Consider the following 18,885-nt stretch of genomic DNA (forward strand, 5'->3'; position numbering starts at 1 on the left):
AGAGGAGGGACCCACGCTTTACTTTCGAAGCGCGATGCCTGACGCCATGGCGTCGGGTTGAGGCCGAACCTCGACTGTCGAAACCCCCAGCCCCGGAGGGCCATCCCATGTCGGAGCCGGCGCCGCGGCCCTGGAGCGTGCAGGAGTTCTTCGCCGGGCGGGAAAACCGAGTTGACCGCGAAGAGTGGGTCAGCACGCGCCTGAGGATCTAGAGGCCGATGCACCTCCTCCGCGTCGATACGGTCTCCCTCGACGAGGGCGAGGCGGCGGTCGATCTGGGCCAGGCGCCCGGCGACATCGTCGCCCTCTCCTTCACCGATTCCGACCTCGCCGGGCTCGCCGGCGCCTATGCGTCGCTGTCCGGCGACTGGCCGAGCCTGCGGCTCGCCAAGATGGCGCAGCTGCGCCACCCCCTCTCCGTCGACCTCTACGCCGACGCGGTGATCGCCCGGGCGCGCTTCGTGCTGGTGCGCTGCCTCGGCGGGATGGATTACTGGCGCTACGGCCTCGAGCGGCTGGCCGAGACCTGCCGGGCCCACGCCATCCCCTTCGTTGTGCTGCCGGGCTGCGACCGGCCCGATCCGCGGCTCGCCGCCATCTCGACCGTCGCGCCGGATCTGCGCGACGCCCTCGACGGCTATGTCCGGGCCGGCGGCGTGGAGAACCTGCGCGGCCTCCTGACCCGGATCGCCGCGGAGCTCGGCCGGCCGGTCGTCGCCGGGCTGCCCCGGGCGCTGCCGCGGGGATTCGCCTGGTGCCCGGGCTGCGGCCCGCTCGACGCGCTCGGCCCAGCCTCGCCCCTGCCCCGTGCCCTGGTCCTCGTCTACCGCTCGGCGATCCTCGGCGGCGACACGGCGCCGGCTGCCGCACTCGCCGCCGCCCTGTGGGAGCGGGGTCTTGCTCCCACCATCGTCGCCGTCGCGAGCCTGAAGGACCCGGAGGCGGTGGCGGTCGTGCGCGAGGCGGTGGCCGCGCACCGGCCCGCCGTGATCGTCGCCGCGACCGCCTTCTCGGCCCGGGATGAGGCCGGATTCGTCCTCGACGCCGCCGATTGCCCGGTGATCCAGGCCTTCACGGTCGGCTCGGGCCGGGACGCCTGGGCGGCCTCCGCCCGCGGGCTCAACGCCGCCGACCTCGCCATGCAGGTGGCCCTGCCGGAATTCGACGGGCGCCTCTCCGGTTTCCCGGTCTCCCACAAGGAGGAGGCGCCGGAGGTCGAGGGGTTTCGCGAGCGCCGGGCGGTGCCGGATTTCGCCGGCATTGCCGCCACCGCCGACCGGGCCGCCGCCTGGGCCCGCCTCGCCGGCATCCCGCGGGGGGAGCGCCGCCTCGCGCTCGTCCTCTCCGACTACCCGGCCCGGGGCGGCCGGGCCGGGTTCGCGGTCGGGCTCGACACGCCCGCGAGCACGAGGGCCATCCTCGACCTGCTCCGCCGCGAGGGCTACGCCGTCTCTGACATTCCCGAGCCCGACGCCTTGATGCGCCGCCTCACCGAGGACGCGCCGGGCCTCGCGGTGCCGCTTCCCGCCTACGAGGCCTGGCGCGCCCGGTTGCCGGAGGGAGCGCGCGCGGCGCTCGCCGCGGAATGGGGCGAACCCGCCGACGATTCGGCCTGCCGGGACGGCGCCTTCCGGTTCCGGGCGGTGCGGGCCGGCCGCGTGCTGGTGGCGCTCCAGCCCGACCGGGGCCACAAGGGCGACCGGAAGGACGGCTACCACGATCCCGACGCGGTGCCCTGTCACGCCTATCTGGCGTTCCACCTCGCCCTGCGCGCCGAGGCGGATGCCCTGATCCATCTCGGCACCCACGGCACCACCGAGTGGCTGCCCGGCAAGGCGGCGGCACTCTCGCCCGCCTGCTGGCCGGCCCTCGCGGTCGGGGCGCTGCCGGTGGTCTACCCGTTCATCGTCGACGATCCCGGCGAGGCGGCCCCGGCCAAGCGCCGCATCGGCGCCGTCACGATCGGCCACCTGCCGCCCGAAACCGCCGCCGCCGGGCTCGACCCCGAGGCCGCGACCTTGCGCGAACTGGTGGAAGAGTATTCCGCCGCCACCGTGCTCGATCCGCGCCGCGCCACCTTGATCGCCCGCGGGATCCTGGAGCGGGCCGGGGATGCGGGGCTGCTTGCGGCGGCCGGCATCGACCGCGACACCCCGATGCCCGACGCGCTGGCCGCCCTCGACGCGCATCTGTGCGACCTCGCCGAGGTGACGATGCGCGACGGGCTGCATGTCTTTGGCGAGGCGCCGGAGGCCCATCCCGATTGCGGCCCGGCCGAGCGGGCGGGACTGCTCGCAGCCCTCGACGGGCGCTTCGTGCCGCCGGGCCCCGCCGGCTCGCCGGCCCGCGGCCGGGCCGACGTGCTGCCGACGGGGCGCAACCTCGCGACCCTCGATCCCCGTGCCCTTCCGACCCGGGCCGCCACGATGCTCGGCGACAAGGCCGCGACGGAGGTGGTGCGGCGCTATCTCCAGGACGAGGGCGAGTACCCGGCTCGCCTCGTCATGGACCTGTGGGCGTCCCCGACCTTGCGCACCGGCGGCGAGGACGTGGCGCAGGCGCTCGCGCTGATGGGCGTGCGCCCGACCTGGGACCATGCCTCGACCCGGGTGACCGGATTCGAGGTGCTGCCCCTCGCCCTTCTCGACCGGCCGCGGATCGACGTGACGGTGCGGGTATCCGGCGCCTTCCGCGACACCTTTCCCGACACCCTGGCGCTCCTCGACCGGGCCGCCCGGGCGGTCGCCTCCCGCGAGGAGGAGGACGCCGACAACCCGCTCGCCGCGGCCCGCCGCCGGGGCGAGGCGCCGGCCCGGGTCTTCGGCGCCGCGCCCGGCCGCTACGGTGCCGGCACCGCGTCCCTCGCCCTCGACGGCCAGTGGTCCGGGCGCGGCGACCTCGCCCGGGCCTACCTCGACGCCACCGCGGAGGCGACGGGGGCGGAGGACGCCGATTTCGCCGCCCGGGTGGCGGCGGCGGACGCCTACCTGCACGCCTTCGACGTCGCCGAGCGCGACCTTCTCGACGGCGATGCCGGCGCCGACGCGATGGGCGGCTTCTCCGCCGCCGCGGTCTCGCTCGGGGCGGCGCCGGCCCTCTACAGCCTCGATACCAGCCGGCCCGAGGCACCGAAGGCCCGCACCGCCCGCGAGGACGTCGCCCGCCTGGTGCGCGGACGCCTCGCCCATCCGCGCTGGATCGCCGCGCAGCTCCGCCACGGCTGGCGCGGCGCGCAGGAACTGGCGCAGGGGTTGGACGCCGTGTTCGTCATGGCCGCCGCCACCGACGCGGTCGCGGATGCCGAGCTCGACCGGCTCTACGACGCCTATCTCGGCGATCCGGAGGTGCTGGCTGCGATCGAGACGGCCAATCCCGGCGTCGCCGCGGCGCTTAAGTCCCGCTTCGCCGCGCTACGCGACCGGGGCCTGTGGCGCAGCCGGCGCAACTCGCTTGCCGCCCTGGAGCCGCGCGAGGCCGCCGAATGAGCGTCGATCCCGCTCCCCGCCGCGGCTGGTGCCCCGGCCTCGCCCGGCCGATGCCGACCGGCGACGGGCTCCTCGTCCGCCTCCACCCGGTCTCCGGCCGGCTCTCGGCCAGGCAGGTTCGCGCGGCGGCTCGCGCGGCCCGCGAGGGCGGCAACGGCCTCCTCGACGTGACGGCGCGGGGCAACCTGCAGATCCGCGGCGTGACCGTGGAGAGCCACGGACACGTGGTCGACATCCTCGCGGAAGCGGGCCTTGGCGACGCGCGCCACGACGGCGGCCCGCAGCGCCTGACCCTCGACGCGCCGCTCGCGGGGGCGGATGTCCTCGCCGTCGTCGCGGCCGTGGAGGCGATCGGCCGCGAGGTCGCGGGGCTGCCGGCCAAGACCCTGGTGGCGGTGGAGGACGCGGCCGGCGGGCTCGGGCCGGTCGAGGCGGATGTCTGGGTGCGGGTGGCACCCGACGCAGAGGGCCGCCTCACCTCGATGTCGCCGTATCGGGCGCGAGTTCTCTCCTCTCCCCGCGGGCGGGGAGAGGGCTTCACCCCCCTCGTCGGGGGTGAAGCGAGCGCAGGCGCAGCCGAAGCGGGGGTGAGGGGGTCTCGACGCGTGAGACTCCTCCGGAGATACCCCCTCACCATCGGCTGCCGCCTCGTTTCGCCCCCGACGAAGGGGACGAAACCCTCTCCCCGCCCGCGGGGAGAGGAGATGCGCACCGGGCGGCGAGCGGTGTCGGAAGGCGCCGAAGACACACTTTTTCCGGCGCTCCAACTCGCCATCGCAACCCCGGCCGCCCCGCTCTGGCTCGCGCCGATGCCGGGCCCCGCCGCGCTCGCCATCTTACGCACGCTCCTGCTCGGCCTCGCCGCCTCGGGCGCCCGCCGGATGCGCGCGCTTCCCGACGCGGAGCGCGACGCCCTGCTCGACGGCCTTCCCCGGGGCGATGCGCCGCCGGCCGGCACCGTGCCTCCCGCCGGCCTGCACGGCCGCACGCTCCTCGCCGAACTGCCCTTCGGCCGCGGCGAGGCTGCCCTCCTCGACCGCCTCGCGGGGTGGAGCGAGCTTTACGGGGACGGCCACCTCGCCCTCACGCCGAGCCGGGGCATCGCCCTGACGGCGCGGGACGAATCCAGTGCCGCGCGTTTGCGCGACGAGGCCGCGTCCGCCGGCCTGATCGTCGATCCCGCCGACCCGCGCCGCGCCGTGGCCGCCTGCCCCGGTGCGCCGGCCTGCGCGTCGGGCGGTACTCCGGCGCAGGGCGACGCGCCCCGCCTCGCCGCCGCCTTCGCGGCCTTCTCCCGGGAGGGCGCCACGGCCCACGTCTCCGGCTGCCCGAAGGGCTGCGCCCATCCTGGCCCCGCGACGCTGACCCTGGTCGGGCGGCCCGACGGGCGCTACGGGGTGGTGCTGGACGGCCAGGCCGGAACCGACACCGATCGCGTCCTGACTTTCGGTGCCGTGCTGGAGCGGCTAGAGAGCCTTCGCGATTTGTCCAGCCCATGGGCCGAGACCGGCCTCAGAGACGCCTTCCGGGAGCCCGCATGAACCCGCGCCTCGACTACATCCGCGACGGCGCCGCCATCTACGCGCGCTCCTTCGCGATGATCCGCGCCGAAGCCGACCTTGCGCGCTTTCACGGCGCCGCCGAGCGGGTGGCGGTGCGGATGATCCATGCCTGCGGCATGACCGATCTCCCGGCCGACATCGACCTGTCGCCGGATTTCGCCGAGGCCGCCGAGGGCGCCTTGCGCCGCGGCGCCCCGATCCTGTGCGACGTCCGCATGGTCGCCGACGGCGTCACCCGATCCCGCCTGCCGGCCGGCAACGAGGTGATCTGCACCCTCTCCGACCCGCGGGTGCCGGAACTGGCAAAGACCCTCGACACGACCCGGAGCGCCGCCGCGATGGAATTGTGGCGCGACCGGCTCGCCGGCTCGATCGTCGCCGTCGGCAACGCCCCGACCGCGCTGTTCCGCCTGCTCGAGATGCTGGACGAGGGCGTGGCGCCGCCGGCCGCGGTGATCGGCATCCCGGTCGGCTTCGTCGGTGCCGCGGAATCGAAGGACGCGCTCGCGGCGGACGGGCGCGTGCCGTTCCTGGTGGTGCGCGGCCGGCGCGGCGGCAGCGCCATGGCGGCGGCGGCCGTCAACGCGCTCGCCAACGAGGTCGAGTGATGGACGGCCCGTCCGATTTCCTCAAGGCCGACCCGGCCGAGATCCCCTCCGCCCCGACCGGCGCGGTCACCGGCACGCTCTACGGCGTCGGCATGGGGCCGGGCGACCCGGATTACCTCACCGTGCGGGCGGTGCGGGTGCTGGAGCGCGCCCACCACCTCGTGCATTTCTGCAAGGCGGGCAAGCGCGGCAACGCCCGCACCATCGCCGACGCGGTGGTGCGGGACGCCGCACGCGAATGGCCGCTGCCCTACCCCTACACCACCGAGTTGCATCCCGAGGACCCGGCCTACGTGGCCGCGCTCGCCGCGTTCTACGACGAGGCGGCGACCCGCCTCGCCGAGGTGCTGGGGGCCGGCCGCGACGTGGCGATCCTGTCGGAGGGCGATCCCTTCTTCTACGGCTCGTTCATGCATCTGTGGCGCCGCCTGAAGGACCGCTTCCCGGTCGAGGTGGTGCCGGGCGTCACCGGCATGTCGGGCTGCTGGACCCGGGCCAACACCCCGATCACCTGGGGCGACGACGTGCTGACGGTGCTGCCTGCCACCCTGCCGCACGCGACGCTGGTGGCGCGCCTCAAGACCACCGACGCCGCCGTGGTGATGAAGCTCGGCCGCCACCTGCCCAAGGTGCGCGCGGCTTTGGCCGAGGCCGGGCTGATCGGCCGTGCGGTCTATGTCGAGCGCGGCACCATGGCGGGCGAGAGCGTGACGCCGCTGGCCGAGAAGCCGGACGACACCGCGCCCTATTTCTCGATGGTGCTGGTGCCGGGCGAGGGCCGCCGGCCGTGAGCGGGTCCGTCACGGTGATCGGCCTCGGGCCCGGCGATCCGCGCTACCTCACGCCCGCCGCGCAGGCGGCGCTCGATGCGGCGCAGGACCTCATCGGCTACTTTCCCTACGTCGCCCGGGTGCCGGAGCGGCCGGGCCTGACGCGTCATGCCAGCGACAACCGGGTCGAGGTCGACCGGGCCCGCCACGCCCTCGCACTCGCCGCCGCCGGCCGGCGGGTCGCCGTGGTGTCGGGGGGCGATCCGGGCGTCTTCGCCATGGCGGCGGCTTTGTTCGAGGCGCTGGAGGCCGGCGATCCGGCCTGGCGCGCGCTGTCCATCACGGTCGAGCCCGGCATCACCGCGATGCTGGCGGCGGCGGCGCGGATCGGCGCGCCGCTCGGCGGCGATTTCTGCGCCCTCTCGCTGTCGGACAACCTGAAGCCCTGGGAGGTCATCACCGCGCGGCTGAACGCGGTACTGGCCGCCGATCTGGTGATCGCGCTCTACAACCCGATCTCGCGGGCCCGGCCCTGGCAGCTCGGCGTGGCCCTCGGCCTTGCCGCCGAGCACCGCGCACCCGAAACCCCGGTGATCCTCGCCCGCGCCGTCGGCCGGCCCGACGAGGCGATCCGCATCCTGACGCTGGCCCAGGCGCGGGCGGCGGAGGCCGACATGGCGACGCTGGTGATGATCGGCGCGAGCGCGACCCGGCTGATCCCGCGGGAGGGGCAGGCCCCCTTCGTCTACACCCCGCGCTCGGTCGCCCGATGAGCGTCGAGCCAGGCCAGCACGTCGTCGATCCGCGAGACCTGCGCCACCTCCGGCAGCGCGGGCTGGCGCACGATGACCACCGGCAGACCCAAGGCCCGGGCCGCTTCGATCTTGCCGTAGGTCGCCGCCCCGCCGGAATTCTTCGTCGCCAGGACCTCGACGCCGTGGGCGCGCATCAGGGCGGCCTCGTCCGCGGCGCCGAAGGGCCCGCGGGCCTCGATCGGCGTCACGTCGATCCCCGGCAGCGCATCGCCGACCGGCTCGATGGTGCGCACGAGGTAGCGGTGCTGGGGCGCGGCCGCGAAGGCGGCGAGTTCGAGGCGCCCGACCGTCAGGAAAACCCTTTTCGGCACCTCGCCGAGCGCCGGCACGGCCTGCGCCACGGAATCGACCTCGCGCCAGTCGTCGCCGGGCGCGCGGGTCCAGGCCGGGCGCCGCACGGCGAGGAGCGGCACGCCGGCCGCACGGCTCGCCGCCGCGGCATTGCGCGAGATGAGTCTGGCGAAGGGATGGGTGGCATCGATCAACGCCGCGATGCGGTGCTCGCGGAGATAGGCTGCCAGCCCTTCCGCTCCGCCGAAGCCGCCGATGCGGGTGCGCACCGGCAGGGCCAGCGGCGCCGTGGTGCGCCCGGCGAGCGACAGGGTGACGTCGTGGTCCGGCCGGTCGGCGAGCCGCCGCACCAGAGCGGCGGCCTCGGTGGTGCCGCCCAGGATGAGGATGCGCATGGCCGCCTTGTCGCCTGAGGTCGCCGCCGTGTCGAGCGCCGCCCCCTGGCTCGCCATCGTCGGCATCGGCGAGGACGGGCGGGCCGGCCTGTCGCCGGCCGCGAGCGCCGCCCTCGACGGCGCCGGGCTCGTGATCGGCGGGCGACGCCACCTGGAACTGGCCGGCCCGCTCTCCGCCGAGACCCTGGCCTGGCCGAGCCCGCTCTCGGACGCGTATCCGACGATCCTCGCCCGGCGCGGGCAGCCGACCTGCGTGCTCGCCACCGGCGATCCGTTCCATTACGGCGTCGGCGCCGAGCTCGCCCGGCTGGTGCCGGTGGAGGAGATCGCGGCCTATCCCCAGGCGTCCGCCTTCAGCCTCGCCGCCGCCCGGCTCGGCTGGCCGCTCGCCGAGGTCGCGTGCGTGACCCTGCACGGGCGGGCCCTGGAGCGGGTGATCCCGCATCTCCAGCCCGGCGCCCGGCTCCTGGTCCTGACCTGGGACGGGTCGACGCCGGAAAAACTCGCGGCCTTGCTGACGGCGCGCGGCTTCCCGCGCTCGCGCCTCACCATGCTCGAAGCCATGGGCGGCCCCCGCGAGCGCCGCCGCAGTGCCCTGGCGGCCGCGTTCTCGGAGCGCGGCATCGACCCGCTCAATACGGTCGCAATCGAGGTCGTGGCCGAGCCGGACGCTCGGGTGATCCCGCTGGCGCCCGGCCTCGACGACGCCTGGTTCGAGAGCGACGGCCAGCTCACCAAGGCGGAGATCCGCGCCGTCACCCTGGCGGCCCTGCGCCCGCGCGCCGGGCAGGTGCTGTGGGATGTCGGTGCCGGTTCGGGCTCGATCAGCATCGAGTGGTGCCTGCGCCATCCGGCGAACCGCGCCATCGCGATCGAGGCGCGCGAGGACCGCGCCGGCCGCATCCGCCGCAACGCCCTCGCCCTCGGCGTGCCCGACCTGCGGGTCGTGGTCGGCCGCGCCCCGGACAGCCTCGCCGGGCTGCCGGCCCCGGATACGGCCTTCATCGGCGGCGGCGTCTCCGATCCGGCCCTGGTCGCGGCGGTGCTCGGCGCCCTGCCCCGCGGCGGGCACCTCGTCGCCAATGCGGTGACGCTGGAGAGCGAGGCCCTACTGCTGCGCATGCACGCCGAGCACGGCGGCACCTTGCGGCGCCTCTCGGTCGCCCGGGCGGAGCCGGTCGGCCATCTCACCGGCTGGCGCACCGCGATGCCGGTGACGCAATGGGCGCTGGCCAAGCCGTGATGGGCCTTGTCATCCACGCCCGGGTCCCGGGCTCGGCCCCGCCGCCCGCGCTCCAGCACGGCCCCGGCCGCGCCCCCGCTCCCGCGACGCCGCGCGCGCTCGTCGCGGGCATCGGCTTTCGCCAGGCCACCTCGGCCGAGGAGATCCTGGGTCTGGTAGCCGAGGGCCTGCGCCAGGCCGATCTGCCGGGCGCGCATCTCGCGGCGCTCGCCACCGCGGAGGACCGGGCCGGCGATCCGGCGATCCGCGCGGCGGCCCAATCCCTCGGCGTGCCCCTCGTCGCGATCGGGGTCGAGGCCCTGCGCGAGGCCGGCCGCCGGGTCGTCACCCGTTCCGTCCGCATCGAGGCCCTGCGCGGCGTCGGCTCGCTCGCCGAGGCTGCCGCCCTCGCGGCATCCGGCCCCGAGGGGCGCCTTATCCTGCCCCGCATCGCCTCGGCGGGTGCCACCTGCGCGCTCGCCGCCAGCGGAGACGCCCTGTCGTCATGATCCACTTCATCGGTGCCGGCCCCGGGGCCGCCGACCTCATCACCGTGCGGGGCCGCGACCTCATCGCCCGCTGCCCGGTCTGCCTCCATGCCGGTTCGCTGGTGGCGCCCGAGATCCTGTCCTGGTGCCCGCCCGGCGCCAGGATCGTCGACACCGCCCCGCTCTCCCTCGACGCGATCATCGACGAGATGGCGGCGGCGCACGCGGCCGGTCACGAGGTGGCGCGGCTGCATTCCGGCGACCTCTCGATCTGGAGCGCGGTGGCCGAGCAGACCCGCCGCCTCGACCGGCTCGGCATCCCCTACGACCTCACCCCCGGCGTCCCCTCCTTCGCCGCCGCCGCCTCGGTGCTGGGGCGCGAACTGACGGTGCCGGAACTGGCGCAATCGGTGGTGCTCACCCGCACCAGCGGCCGTGCCTCGGCGATGCCCGATACCGAGCGCCTCGCCGCCTTCGCGGCGACCCGGGCGACGCTCGCCATCCACCTCTCGATCCATGTCGTCGCGACGGTCGCGGCCGAGCTGATCCCGCATTACGGCCCGGATTGCCCGGCGGCGGTGGTCTTCCGGGCAACCTGGCCGGACGAGCGGGTGCTGCGCGGCACCCTGTCCACCATCGCCGATCAGGTCGCCGCGGCGGGACTGGAGCGTACGGCGCTGATCCTGGTCGGCCCGGCGCTCGGGGCGACGGAGTTTCGCGAGAGCGCGCTGTACGCGGTCGATTACGACCGGCGGTTCCGGCCGGGCGGAGCGGTGACGGTCCCCGCCGGCCCCCGGTCGACGTGATCCGGCTCCCGGCCGTTGTGGGTTTCACCACAGTACACGACATTGAAGTAAGTGGAGGCCACCACGCGGGCGTTCCACCCCCTTTCCCGGACGACTGGAGCGTCAGCGGAAGGAGATCCGGGATCCAGCAGAGGACATGCCGCGAAGCGGCTCAACCTGTTGCACCGTCGCAGACAATGAGACGCTTCGCGGCTTTTCGTGCTGGATTCCGGATCTCCTTCCGCTTCGCTTCAGTCGTCCGGAAAAGGGGTTGGTTTGCAATGGGTCATGGAGCCTGGCTGCACGGTTCCCGGACAGGGTCGTGTACCGTGGGGTTTCGCAACTCCGTCCGGAGACATCGTGTATGCGGATGAGAATCGCCACCGACGCCGATGCCGCCGTGCTCGCTCGGATCCATACAGCGAGCTGGAGAGCGGCGTATCGAGGGATCCTCGATCCGGACTTCCTCGCCGGTCCGATCGAGCAGGACCGTCTGGAAGCCTGGACCGGCCGCATTGGGCCGCATCATCCGCAGGTGACCGCTCTCATCGCCGAGGAGGCCGACGGGCCGGTCGGTTTCGTCTGCGCGGTCGGAGCGGAGGATGAGCGTTGGGGAACGCTGATCGACAACCTCCACGTCTTGCCCGAGGCGAAGGGGCGAGGCTTGGGGACGGATCTGCTCGGAGCCGCGGCCGAGTGGTCCTTGCGCGCCTACCCCGCGTCAGGAATCTACCTGTGGTGCTTCGAGCAGAACGAACCGGCCCGCCGCTTCTACGAGCGGCGCGGCGGCGTGATCGCCGAGAGGAGCCGGCACTCCGTTCCCGGCGGCGACCGGCCGGTGATTCGCTACCATTGGGCCGATCCCATCGTTATCGGCCAATCCGAGTCGAAAGACCGTGCCTGACGCGACGTGAACCGATGGGGCGGACTAGATTCGAATCCTGATCGTCGGTCCGTCGGTGCGATGACAATAGGTCTCACCCCACCGGGTGAAACGGCGCCCGCCCGACCAGACCGCCCTCCCGGTCGAACACCACCACCTCGAGCGAGCTGCCCGACCCTGCCAATGCCCGGGCGGCGGTGGCCCAGGCGTAGCGGGCGACGAGATCGGCGAGCGGCAGGTCGCTGCCTTGCGCGAGCCGCAGCACCTCGAGGGCGGTGTTGGCGCCGGCTGCCCGCCGGGCGAGGTCCGGGGTGCCGCCGGCCTCGACGACCCGCTCCGACAGCCAGGCGAGATCGACCGGGCCGGAGCGCGAATGCAGGTCGAGGAGGCCGTGTCCGAGCTTCGCCATCTTGGCGATGCCGCCCGCCACCGTGACCCGCGGCACCGGATGGCGGCGCAGGTATTTCAGCATGCCCCCGGCGAAGTCGCCCATGTCGATCAGCGCCTGGGGGGCCAAGCCGTGCAGGCGTGCCACCGCCTCCTCGGAGGTCGAGCCGGTGGCGCCCGCGACGTGGTCGAGGGCGCCGGCCCGGGCCACGTCGACCCCGCGATGGATCGAATCGATCCAGGCCGCGCAGGAATAGGGCACCACCACCCCGGTCGTGCCGAGCACCGACAGGCCGCCGAGGATGCCGAGCCGGGGGTTCAGGGTCTTCTGGGCCAGCAACTCGCCGCCCGGGATCGACACCTCGACCACCACGTCCGGCGGCCCGCCGAGGCCGGCGGCGGCCTCCAGGATCGCGGCTGCGATCATCCGCCGGGGGGCCGGGTTGATCGCCGGCTCGCCGACCGGCAGCGGCAGCCCGGCCCGGGTCACCGTGCCGACGCCGGGGCCGGCCCGGAACGCGATGCCGGAGTTCGGCGCGCCCCGCCGGACCGTGGCCAGCACCAGAACCCCGTGGGTCACGTCCGGGTCGTCGCCGGCATCCTTCACCACGCCCGCGAGCGCGCCGTCCGCGACGGTCGCGGTCCGGGCGAGCGCGAAGGCAGGGCGGGCGCCGCTCGGCAGCGGGATCTCGACCGGGTCCGGGAAGGCGCCGGTGACGAGACCGGCATAGGCCGCCTTGGCGGCGGCGGCCGCGCAGGCGCCGGTGGTCCAGCCGCGGCGCAGGGTCTCCCGTGGTCGTGTCGCATCCATGCGGCGTGGTATCACCCCGCGGCGGCGCGGTGAATGTGCGCCGACCGTGAGACGATGGAAGCTTTCGTGACCCCACGCCCCGCCCGCGGCCTCCTGATCGCCGCCGCCCGTTCCGGCTCCGGCAAGACCACCGTGACCCTCGCCCTGCTGCGGGCCCTGCGCCGGCGCGGGCTGGCGGTGGCCGGGGCGAAATGCGGGCCGGACTACATCGATCCCGCCTTCCACGCCGCCGCGACGGGACGCCCGAGCTACAACCTCGACAGCTTCGCCATGGACGGTGCCCTGCTCGACGCGGTGGCGGGCCGGGCCGGCGAGGCGGCCGAACTGGTCCTGGCGGAGGGCTCGATGGGGCTGTTCGACGGCGTCGTGGCGGAAGAGGGCCGCAGCGGCGCCAATGCCGACATCGCCGCCCGCTACGGCTGGCCGGTGGTACTGGTGCTCGACGTCTCGGGGGCGGCGCAATCGGCCGCCGCGACGGCCTTGGGCGTGCGGGCCTACGACCCGCGCCTCCAGCTCGCCGGGGTGATCCTCAACAAGGTGGCGAGCCCGCGCCACCGCCGCCTCGTCGAGGTCGGCCTCGCCCGGATCGGCGTGCCGGTCCTCGGCGCCGTGCCGCGGGAGGCCTCCCTGGTGCTGCCCGAGCGCCATCTCGGCCTGATCCAGGCCGGCGAGACCGCGGACCTGGAGGCCCGTCTCGACCGCCTCGCCGATCTCGCGGAGGCCTCGATCGACCTCGACGCCGTGGCGGCCGCCGCCGGCGGGCATGTCCCGGCACCCGGGACCGGGCTCCTGCCGCCGCCGCCCGGGCAGCGCCTGGCGGTGGCGCGCGACGCCGCGTTCTCGTTCGTCTACCCGCATCTGGAGGCCGGCTGGCGGGCGGCAGGGGCCGAGATCGTGCCGTTCTCCCCGCTCGCCGACGAGGCGCCGCCCGCAGGATGCGACGCCTGCTGGCTGCCCGGCGGCTACCCGGAGCTGCATGCCGGCCGGATCGCCGCGGCGTCGCGCTTCCTCGACGGGTTGCGGGCCTTCGCCGAGACGAGGCCGGTCCACGGCGAATGCGGCGGCTACATGGTGCTGGGCGAGAGCCTGGAAGATGCCGAGGGCGCGACCCACCGCATGGCGGGGCTCCTCCCGGTCGCGACCTCCTACGCCCGGCGCCGGCTGCATCTCGGCTACCGGATCGCCACGCTCGTCGGGCCGGGCTCCCTCGGGCCGGCCGGCCAGGGCCTCGTCGGGCACGAGTTCCACTACGCGAGCGAACTCACGCCTCAGCCGGGGCCCGACGAGGCCCTGGCCGAGGTCACGGATGCGGAAGGGCGCCCCCTGGGTCTTGCCGGACACCGGCGCGGCCGGGTCAGCGGCAGCTTCTTCCACCTCGTCGGGCTGCGCTGACGGCAGCCCGGAGGGGGTCGCGGGGCGCCTACTCGGCGGCAGTCGCCGTCGCGGTCGCCTCGGCGCTCGCGGCGGCGGCCGAGCGGCCGAGGCGGGCGGCCGAGCGCACGATCGCCAGCACCTCGCGGCGCAACTGCTCGTCCTCGATCTGCACGTAGGCGCGCAGCAGCTCGATCGCGCCCTGCGCGCTCAGGAAGCCGAAGACGTTGTCGTCGCTGCCGTCGCCGCCGGTCTGGTCCTCGAAGAAGGCCGAGACCGGGACCTCGAGCAGCCGGGCGATCTCGCGCAGGCGGCCGGCGCCGACGCGGTTCTGGCCCTTCTCGTACTTCTGGACCTGCTGGAAGGTGACGCCGACGGCATTGCCGAGGGCGGTCTGGCTCAGTCCCTTGGCCTTGCGCAGGGCCGTGATCCGCACTCCGACGAGCCGATCGACCTCAGTGGTTTGCTTGGGCATCGGTCCTCAACGTCTTGGTTCTGGCCTGTCGGAGGCTCCGTCCCGGTGACCGGGCTGCCGCCGTCCCGCGTCATCCATGCCCGCGGGCCGGCCGGGGCGGTCTCGCGCCGGCAGCCTCGCGGCTCCCATTCGGGCCGGCAGCGAAGACGCCTCGCCTCCGGTCCACCCTCTCGCCTCCCCGGCTCGTCCCGGTCGATCCGCCGCGTCGGGCGTTTCCGGTGAGCCGAATGGCCAATCATTCCGTTCGCCCGTGCCGTTTCTAAGCCGGTTCGGGACGCGCATGCGGGTCTGACATGCAACCCAACGCACGTCTACACGCTCCGAGTGAATTCCCCAAGGGAACAGAGGTTAGAAAAATTACTGAGATCCCACCTAACTGCAGGTCGCGGGGCGGTGCTTCCGGGGCAGACCCGGACGGGTCACCTTGCCGGCGGCGACCGAGCCACCATCTCAACGGCCGAACCCGCTGGAGCCCGGAGGAATGCCCGCCATGTTCATCGCGATGAACCGGTTCAAGGTCTACAAGGATGCTGCGCAGGACTTCGAGCAGGTCTGGCTCGGGCGCGACAGCCACCTGGGCGAGATGCCGGGATTCGTCGAGTTCCACCTGCTGCGCGGGCCGGAGGCGGAGGACCACATCCTCTACGCTTCGCACACGATCTGGTCCTCGAAGGCCGATTTCGAGGCCTGGACCCGTTCCGAGCAGTTCCGCAAGGCTCATAGCCGCGCCCCGGGGACGAAGCCGCTCTATCTCGGCCACCCGCAATTCGAGGGGTTCGAGACGATCCAGACCGTCGCCCGGAACGACTGAGTTCCGGTCCCGGAGCGGGGCTCGCGCCCCGCTCCCGCGTCGCCGTCTCAGGCGGCGCGGGGCGCCTCGAGCCGCGGCAGGAACGCCGCCATGAGGCCCACCGCCGGCAGGAAGGCGCAGAGGCCGTAGACGTACTCGATGCTGGTCCGGTCGGCGACCTCGCCCAGCACCGCGGCCCCCAGGCCCCCCATGCCGAAAGCGAAGCCGAAGAACAGCCCGCCGACGAGGCCGACCCGGCCGGGCAGCAGCTCCTGGGCGTAGACCAGGATCGCCGGCATCGCCGAGGCCAGGATCATGCCGATCGGCACCGTCAGCGCCACCGTCCAGAACAGGTTGGCGTGGGGCAGCGCCAGGGTGAAGGGCAGGACCCCGAGGATCGAGCCCCAGATCACCACCTTGCGGCCGAACCGGTCGCCGATCGGCCCGCCCGCCACCGTGCCGGCCGCGACCGCGCCGAGGAACACGAACAGGTAGAGCTGCGATTCCTGCACCGACACGCCGAAGCGGTGGATCAGGTAGAAGGTGAAGTACGAGCTCAGGCTCGCCATGTAGAAGTACTTGGAGAAGATCAACACCAGCAGGACCGCGATGGTGGCGACCACCTTGCCCCGCGGCAGGGTCCGTCCGCCGGCCCCGCCCTTGCGGGGACGGGCCGCCCCGGTGCGCAGCCGCTCCCGGTACCAGCGACCCACGCCCGACAGCACCACGAAGCCCGCGAGCGCCGCGACCGCGAACAGCGCGACGCTGCTCTGGCCGAGCGGCACCACGATGAAGGCGGCGAGCAGCGGGCCCAGCGCCGAGCCGGCATTGCCGCCGACCTGGAACACCGACTGGGCGAGGCCGTAGCGCCCGCCCGAGGCGAGACGGGCGACCCGCGAGGCCTCGGGGTGGAAGATCGCCGAGCCGAGGCCGATGCAGCAGGCGGCCAGGATCAGGAGCTCGTAGGTTCCGGCATGGGACAGGAGCAGCAGGCCGCAGAGCGAGAGCAGCATCCCGGTGGGGAGGGAGAACGGCATCGGCCGCTTGTCGGTGACGAGGCCGACCACCGGCTGCAGCAGCGAGGCGGTGAGCTGGAACGCCAGGGTGAGCACGCCGATCTGGGCGAAGTCGAGGGCGTAGGCCTGCTTGAGGAGCGGGTAGATCGCCGGCAGCAGCGACTGGATCATGTCGTTGAGGAGGTGCGACAGGCTCAGGCCGCCGAGCACCAGGGCCGCCGGGCCGGCCGCGGCCGGAGCGATGATCGTCGTCGCCGGCGCGGCCTGCGGCGGTCCGGTCACCGGCGCCGCGACGGCCTCGAGGTCCCCGCTCTCTCCCGTCGCGCTCGCTCGCGCGCCGCTCGCCGTCGCATCCATCGCCTGAGGCCTCCCCGGGCGGCCGTCACGCCGGCCGTCTCGCGCCGCGCCACCTGTCGGACCAGGGGTTACGGCCGATCGTCCCATACACCCGCCACGGGGCTGCGTCCCGTCGCGGGCCGCAGGGCTGGAATGCCCCCGGTCCCGGGCTTGCTGTCAGTCCCTTCAAGCGCCGGTGACGGGCCCCGGGATGTGCGATAACGGCACATGTCCACCCGGTCCGTTCCGAGTCGGCACAGATGCGGTCACGGGTCATCTCGCCATGCGACACGAACGGTTCCCGGAGGACGGCAACGCCCATCTCGCCTCGTCCGAGGCGCGGGCGGTCTGGAACGCGCTCCTGCCCCGGCGCGGCCGTGCCCTGCTGCGCCTCGCGATCGCGGGCGGCGCGGCGCTCGCCGAGCTCGTGGCCGTGGCCCTCGCCGGGCTCGCCTGCGAGATGGTCTACCACCTCGTGTCGTACGAGCGGCAGCCGGAGCTGGGCCCGTCCCTCGCCGTCGGGCTGTTCCTCGGCCTGTTCGTGGTGCTGCCGAACATCGCCCGGGGCGAGTACAGCATCGAGAACTACCTCGCCCGCGCGCCGCATTTCCGGCGGATCGTCAGCCTGTGGCTCGCCGCCTGGGCGGTGGTGCTGGTCCTCGGCTTCCTCAGCAAGACGACCGGCGACCATTCCCGCGTCGCGGCGCTCGCGACGTTCCTCACCGGCCTTCCGGCCCTCGTCGCCACCCGGCTCGTCACCGTGGGGCTGGTGCGCCGGCTGATCACGCCGCGCTCCGATTCCGCGCGCCGCATCCACCTGATCGGCTACGAGGAGGACGTCGCGAGCTTCTACGCCACCCACGACACCGCGGCGCTCGGCCTGCGGGTGATCGGCGTCAGCACCCTGCGCGACGCGCCGGAGGGCGGCGACCAGGAGGCGCGGCGGACCCAGCTCTCGGAAGATCTCGATCTCAGCGTCTCGGTGGTGCGCTTCCTGCGCCCGGACGACGTGTTCGTGCTCGTGCCCTGGGCCGAGGTCGAGGACCTGGAGGCCTGCGTCGACGCGTTCCTGCGGGTGCCGGTCGCCCTGCACCTGCGCCCGGGCCGGGTGATGGACCGCTTCAGCGACGTGCGGGTCGGCCGGGTCGGGCTGCTCACCGGCATCAATGTCGGCCGTGCGCCGCTCTCCCCACTCGAGATCGCGGCCAAGCGGGCCTTCGACCTCGTGGTCGCGTCGCTGGCCCTCGTCGCGCTCTCGCCGCTGCTGCTCCTCATCGCGATCCTGATCCGCCTCGACAGCCGCGGCCCGAGCCTGTTCCGGCAGAAGCGCTACGGCTTCAACCAGGAGGCGTTCTCTGTGTTCAAGTTCCGCAGCATGCGGACCGAGGCCGGCAGCAGCTTCCGCCAGGCGACCCGGGACGACGACCGCATCACCCGCATCGGCCGCATCCTGCGGCGCACCAACCTCGACGAGTTGCCCCAGCTCCTCAACGTGATCCGGGGCGACATGTCGCTCGTCGGCCCCCGTCCCCACGCGGTCGCCCACGACCGCAGCTTCGAGCGCCGCATCGCCCTCTACGCGCGCCGCCACAACGTGCGGCCCGGCATCACCGGCTGGGCCCAGGTGAACGGCCTGCGCGGCGAGACCCTGACGGACGCCGACATGCAGCGGCGCGTCGAGCACGACCTGTTCTACATCGACAACTGGTCGCTGTGGTTCGACCTGCGGATCCTGGTGATGACGGTGGTGGCCCGGAGCGCGTTCCGGAACGCGTATTGAGAGGGCGAGGACCCGCCGCCGCCGGCGGCGGGCCCGGATCCGCTCAGCTCGCGAGGCGCCGGCCCTGGCGACGGCTCTCCTCGAAGGCCTGGAGGTCGAGGGCGAGGCCGACGACCTGGTCGGACTTGAGCCGGGTCGGATCGATCGGCCCGCCGAAGCCGTGGCCGAGGTAGATCTCCTGGACGTCCGGCGTGCGCATGGCGCCGCCCATGGTCCAGTTCGGGAAGAGCCGCGCCGCGACGTCGCGCACGTTGAGGATCGTCGCGCCCGCGTGGCGCGGGTCCCGGGCGATGCGGTTGTAGGTCTCCGTCACCCTGGCGCGCTCGCCCTCCAGGATCTGCACGAACCATTGGCTGTCGAAGATCAGGAACCCGGTGATTCCGTCGCGGCCGTTGTTGCGCTGGGAGGCGGAAAGGATCTCGCGCATGTTGGTCAGCATGGCGCGGTCGCCGCCCGGAACGGTGTTGCGGCTGTAATAGACGAGCTGATGGATCATCGACGCTTCACTCCACCGGCCCGAGGCGGATAGCGCTCGCAGGAGCGTCCGGGGCCGTCATCGTGCGCCGAACACGGCTGGCGTGTCCGGCGAAGCCACGAACATGGGGCGGAGCGATC

17 protein-coding genes are annotated in these 18,885 nt (G+C 74.0%); 12 read left to right on the plus strand and 5 right to left on the minus strand.

Annotated features, from left to right (window positions below; genetic code table 11):
- The first annotated feature begins 218 nt into the window (after window positions 1-218).
- The 5 genes from cobN to cobJ are packed head-to-tail and all read left to right on the plus strand — an operon-like array spanning window position 219 to window position 7,198.
- Complete coding sequence (gene cobN, locus QR78_RS01555; RefSeq protein WP_048425724.1) at window positions 219-3,485, plus strand: cobaltochelatase subunit CobN; 3,267 nt, start codon at window positions 219-221, stop codon at window positions 3,483-3,485.
- Complete coding sequence (locus QR78_RS01560; RefSeq protein ID WP_048425725.1) at window positions 3,482-5,026, plus strand: hypothetical protein; 1,545 nt, start codon at window positions 3,482-3,484, stop codon at window positions 5,024-5,026. Before cobN ends, QR78_RS01560 begins: the two co-directional genes overlap by 4 nt.
- On the plus strand, window positions 5,023-5,655 hold the full coding sequence (locus QR78_RS01565) for a precorrin-8X methylmutase (protein WP_048425726.1): 633 nt from the start codon (window positions 5,023-5,025) through the stop codon (window positions 5,653-5,655). Before QR78_RS01560 ends, QR78_RS01565 begins: the two co-directional genes overlap by 4 nt.
- A complete protein-coding gene (locus tag QR78_RS01570; RefSeq protein WP_048425727.1) occupies window positions 5,655-6,446 on the plus strand; it encodes a precorrin-2 C(20)-methyltransferase in 792 nt (263 codons plus the stop codon). The genes QR78_RS01565 and QR78_RS01570 overlap by 1 nt, the downstream gene beginning before the upstream one ends.
- A complete protein-coding gene (gene cobJ / locus QR78_RS01575; RefSeq protein WP_048425728.1) occupies window positions 6,443-7,198 on the plus strand; it encodes a precorrin-3B C(17)-methyltransferase in 756 nt (251 codons plus the stop codon). Before QR78_RS01570 ends, cobJ begins: the two co-directional genes overlap by 4 nt.
- Here cobJ and QR78_RS01580 read toward each other — a convergent pair.
- Window positions 7,171-7,926 (minus strand): cobalt-precorrin-6A reductase, encoded by a 756-nt coding sequence (locus QR78_RS01580; RefSeq protein WP_089504248.1) that lies wholly within the window; start codon window positions 7,924-7,926, stop codon window positions 7,171-7,173. The genes cobJ and QR78_RS01580 overlap by 28 nt on opposite strands.
- Here QR78_RS01580 and QR78_RS01585 point away from each other — a divergent pair.
- The 4 genes from QR78_RS01585 to QR78_RS01600 all read left to right on the plus strand — a co-directional run bounded on the left by QR78_RS01585 (window position 7,925) and on the right by QR78_RS01600 (window position 11,325).
- Entirely contained in the window at window positions 7,925-9,169 is a 1,245-nt protein-coding gene (locus QR78_RS01585; RefSeq protein ID WP_048425729.1) for a bifunctional cobalt-precorrin-7 (C(5))-methyltransferase/cobalt-precorrin-6B (C(15))-methyltransferase, read from the plus strand. The two genes, QR78_RS01580 and QR78_RS01585, sit on opposite strands and share 2 nt — an antisense overlap.
- The gene (locus tag QR78_RS01590) at window positions 9,169-9,657 is read left to right on the plus strand and encodes a cobalamin biosynthesis protein (protein ID WP_082172041.1); all 489 of its coding nucleotides are present in this window, start codon (window positions 9,169-9,171) and stop codon (window positions 9,655-9,657) included. The genes QR78_RS01585 and QR78_RS01590 overlap by 1 nt, the downstream gene beginning before the upstream one ends.
- The gene (gene cobM / locus QR78_RS01595; protein ID WP_048425730.1) at window positions 9,654-10,442 is read left to right on the plus strand and encodes a precorrin-4 C(11)-methyltransferase; all 789 of its coding nucleotides are present in this window, start codon (window positions 9,654-9,656) and stop codon (window positions 10,440-10,442) included. The genes QR78_RS01590 and cobM overlap by 4 nt, the downstream gene beginning before the upstream one ends.
- Before the next feature lie 349 nt (window positions 10,443-10,791).
- A complete protein-coding gene (locus QR78_RS01600; RefSeq protein WP_158004004.1) occupies window positions 10,792-11,325 on the plus strand; it encodes a GNAT family N-acetyltransferase in 534 nt (177 codons plus the stop codon).
- 73 nt (window positions 11,326-11,398) lie between these two features.
- On the opposite strand, the gene QR78_RS01605 is transcribed toward QR78_RS01600, so the two are convergent.
- Entirely contained in the window at window positions 11,399-12,502 is a 1,104-nt protein-coding gene (locus QR78_RS01605; RefSeq protein WP_048425732.1) for a cobalt-precorrin-5B (C(1))-methyltransferase, read from the minus strand.
- 54 nt (window positions 12,503-12,556) lie between these two features.
- On the opposite strand from QR78_RS01605, the gene QR78_RS01610 reads away from it, so the two are divergent.
- A complete protein-coding gene (locus QR78_RS01610) occupies window positions 12,557-13,894 on the plus strand; it encodes a cobyrinic acid a,c-diamide synthase CobB (protein ID WP_048425733.1) in 1,338 nt (445 codons plus the stop codon).
- 28 nt (window positions 13,895-13,922) lie between these two features.
- On the opposite strand, the gene QR78_RS01615 is transcribed toward QR78_RS01610, so the two are convergent.
- Window positions 13,923-14,348, minus strand: coding sequence for a helix-turn-helix domain-containing protein (locus QR78_RS01615; RefSeq protein ID WP_048425734.1), 426 nt, complete (start codon window positions 14,346-14,348; stop codon window positions 13,923-13,925).
- A gap of 490 nt (window positions 14,349-14,838) precedes the next feature.
- On the opposite strand from QR78_RS01615, the gene hmuQ reads away from it, so the two are divergent.
- Window positions 14,839-15,159: a heme-degrading protein HmuQ gene (hmuQ, locus tag QR78_RS01620; protein WP_048425756.1), complete on the plus strand. Its 321-nt coding sequence runs from the start codon at window positions 14,839-14,841 to the stop codon at window positions 15,157-15,159.
- Window positions 15,160-15,206: 47 nt separating this feature from the next.
- On the opposite strand, the gene QR78_RS01625 is transcribed toward hmuQ, so the two are convergent.
- On the minus strand, window positions 15,207-16,511 hold the full coding sequence (locus tag QR78_RS01625; protein ID WP_048425735.1) for an MFS transporter: 1,305 nt from the start codon (window positions 16,509-16,511) through the stop codon (window positions 15,207-15,209).
- A 262-nt stretch (window positions 16,512-16,773) separates the two neighbouring features.
- Here QR78_RS01625 and QR78_RS01630 point away from each other — a divergent pair, with 262 nt between their 5' ends.
- Window positions 16,774-18,270, plus strand: a complete 1,497-nt coding sequence (locus QR78_RS01630; protein WP_048425736.1) for an undecaprenyl-phosphate glucose phosphotransferase — start codon at window positions 16,774-16,776, stop codon at window positions 18,268-18,270.
- Window positions 18,271-18,313: 43 nt separating this feature from the next.
- On the opposite strand, the gene QR78_RS01635 is transcribed toward QR78_RS01630, so the two are convergent.
- Window positions 18,314-18,766, minus strand: coding sequence for a BLUF domain-containing protein (locus QR78_RS01635; protein WP_048425737.1), 453 nt, complete (start codon window positions 18,764-18,766; stop codon window positions 18,314-18,316).
- Window positions 18,767-18,885: the final 119 nt, after the last annotated feature.

Origin of the sequence: Methylobacterium indicum, assembly GCF_001043895.1 — a bacterium.
In the GTDB taxonomy this organism is placed as follows: domain Bacteria; phylum Pseudomonadota; class Alphaproteobacteria; order Rhizobiales; family Beijerinckiaceae; genus Methylobacterium; species Methylobacterium indicum.

Bases quoted from the DNA above. Each gene is read 5' to 3' on its own strand.
- cobN (WP_048425724.1), top strand. From the start codon at position 219: ATGCACCTCCTCCGCGTCGATACGGTCTCCCTCGACGAGGGCGAGGCG.
- QR78_RS01560 (WP_048425725.1), top strand. From the start codon at position 3,482: ATGAGCGTCGATCCCGCTCCCCGCCGCGGCTGGTGCCCCGGCCTCGCC.
- QR78_RS01565 (WP_048425726.1), top strand. From the start codon at position 5,023: ATGAACCCGCGCCTCGACTACATCCGCGACGGCGCCGCCATCTACGCG.
- QR78_RS01570 (WP_048425727.1), top strand. From the start codon at position 5,655: ATGGACGGCCCGTCCGATTTCCTCAAGGCCGACCCGGCCGAGATCCCC.
- QR78_RS01585 (WP_048425729.1), top strand. From the start codon at position 7,925: ATGGCCGCCTTGTCGCCTGAGGTCGCCGCCGTGTCGAGCGCCGCCCCC.
- QR78_RS01580 (WP_089504248.1), bottom strand. From the start codon at position 7,926: ATGCGCATCCTCATCCTGGGCGGCACCACCGAGGCCGCCGCTCTGGTG.
- QR78_RS01590 (WP_082172041.1), top strand. From the start codon at position 9,169: ATGGGCCTTGTCATCCACGCCCGGGTCCCGGGCTCGGCCCCGCCGCCC.
- cobM (WP_048425730.1), top strand. From the start codon at position 9,654: ATGATCCACTTCATCGGTGCCGGCCCCGGGGCCGCCGACCTCATCACC.
- QR78_RS01600 (WP_158004004.1), top strand. From the start codon at position 10,792: ATGAGAATCGCCACCGACGCCGATGCCGCCGTGCTCGCTCGGATCCAT.
- QR78_RS01605 (WP_048425732.1), bottom strand. From the start codon at position 12,502: ATGGATGCGACACGACCACGGGAGACCCTGCGCCGCGGCTGGACCACC.
- QR78_RS01610 (WP_048425733.1), top strand. From the start codon at position 12,557: ATGGAAGCTTTCGTGACCCCACGCCCCGCCCGCGGCCTCCTGATCGCC.
- QR78_RS01615 (WP_048425734.1), bottom strand. From the start codon at position 14,348: ATGCCCAAGCAAACCACTGAGGTCGATCGGCTCGTCGGAGTGCGGATC.
- hmuQ (WP_048425756.1), top strand. From the start codon at position 14,839: ATGTTCATCGCGATGAACCGGTTCAAGGTCTACAAGGATGCTGCGCAG.
- QR78_RS01625 (WP_048425735.1), bottom strand. From the start codon at position 16,511: ATGGATGCGACGGCGAGCGGCGCGCGAGCGAGCGCGACGGGAGAGAGC.
- QR78_RS01630 (WP_048425736.1), top strand. From the start codon at position 16,774: ATGCGACACGAACGGTTCCCGGAGGACGGCAACGCCCATCTCGCCTCG.
- QR78_RS01635 (WP_048425737.1), bottom strand. From the start codon at position 18,766: ATGATCCATCAGCTCGTCTATTACAGCCGCAACACCGTTCCGGGCGGC.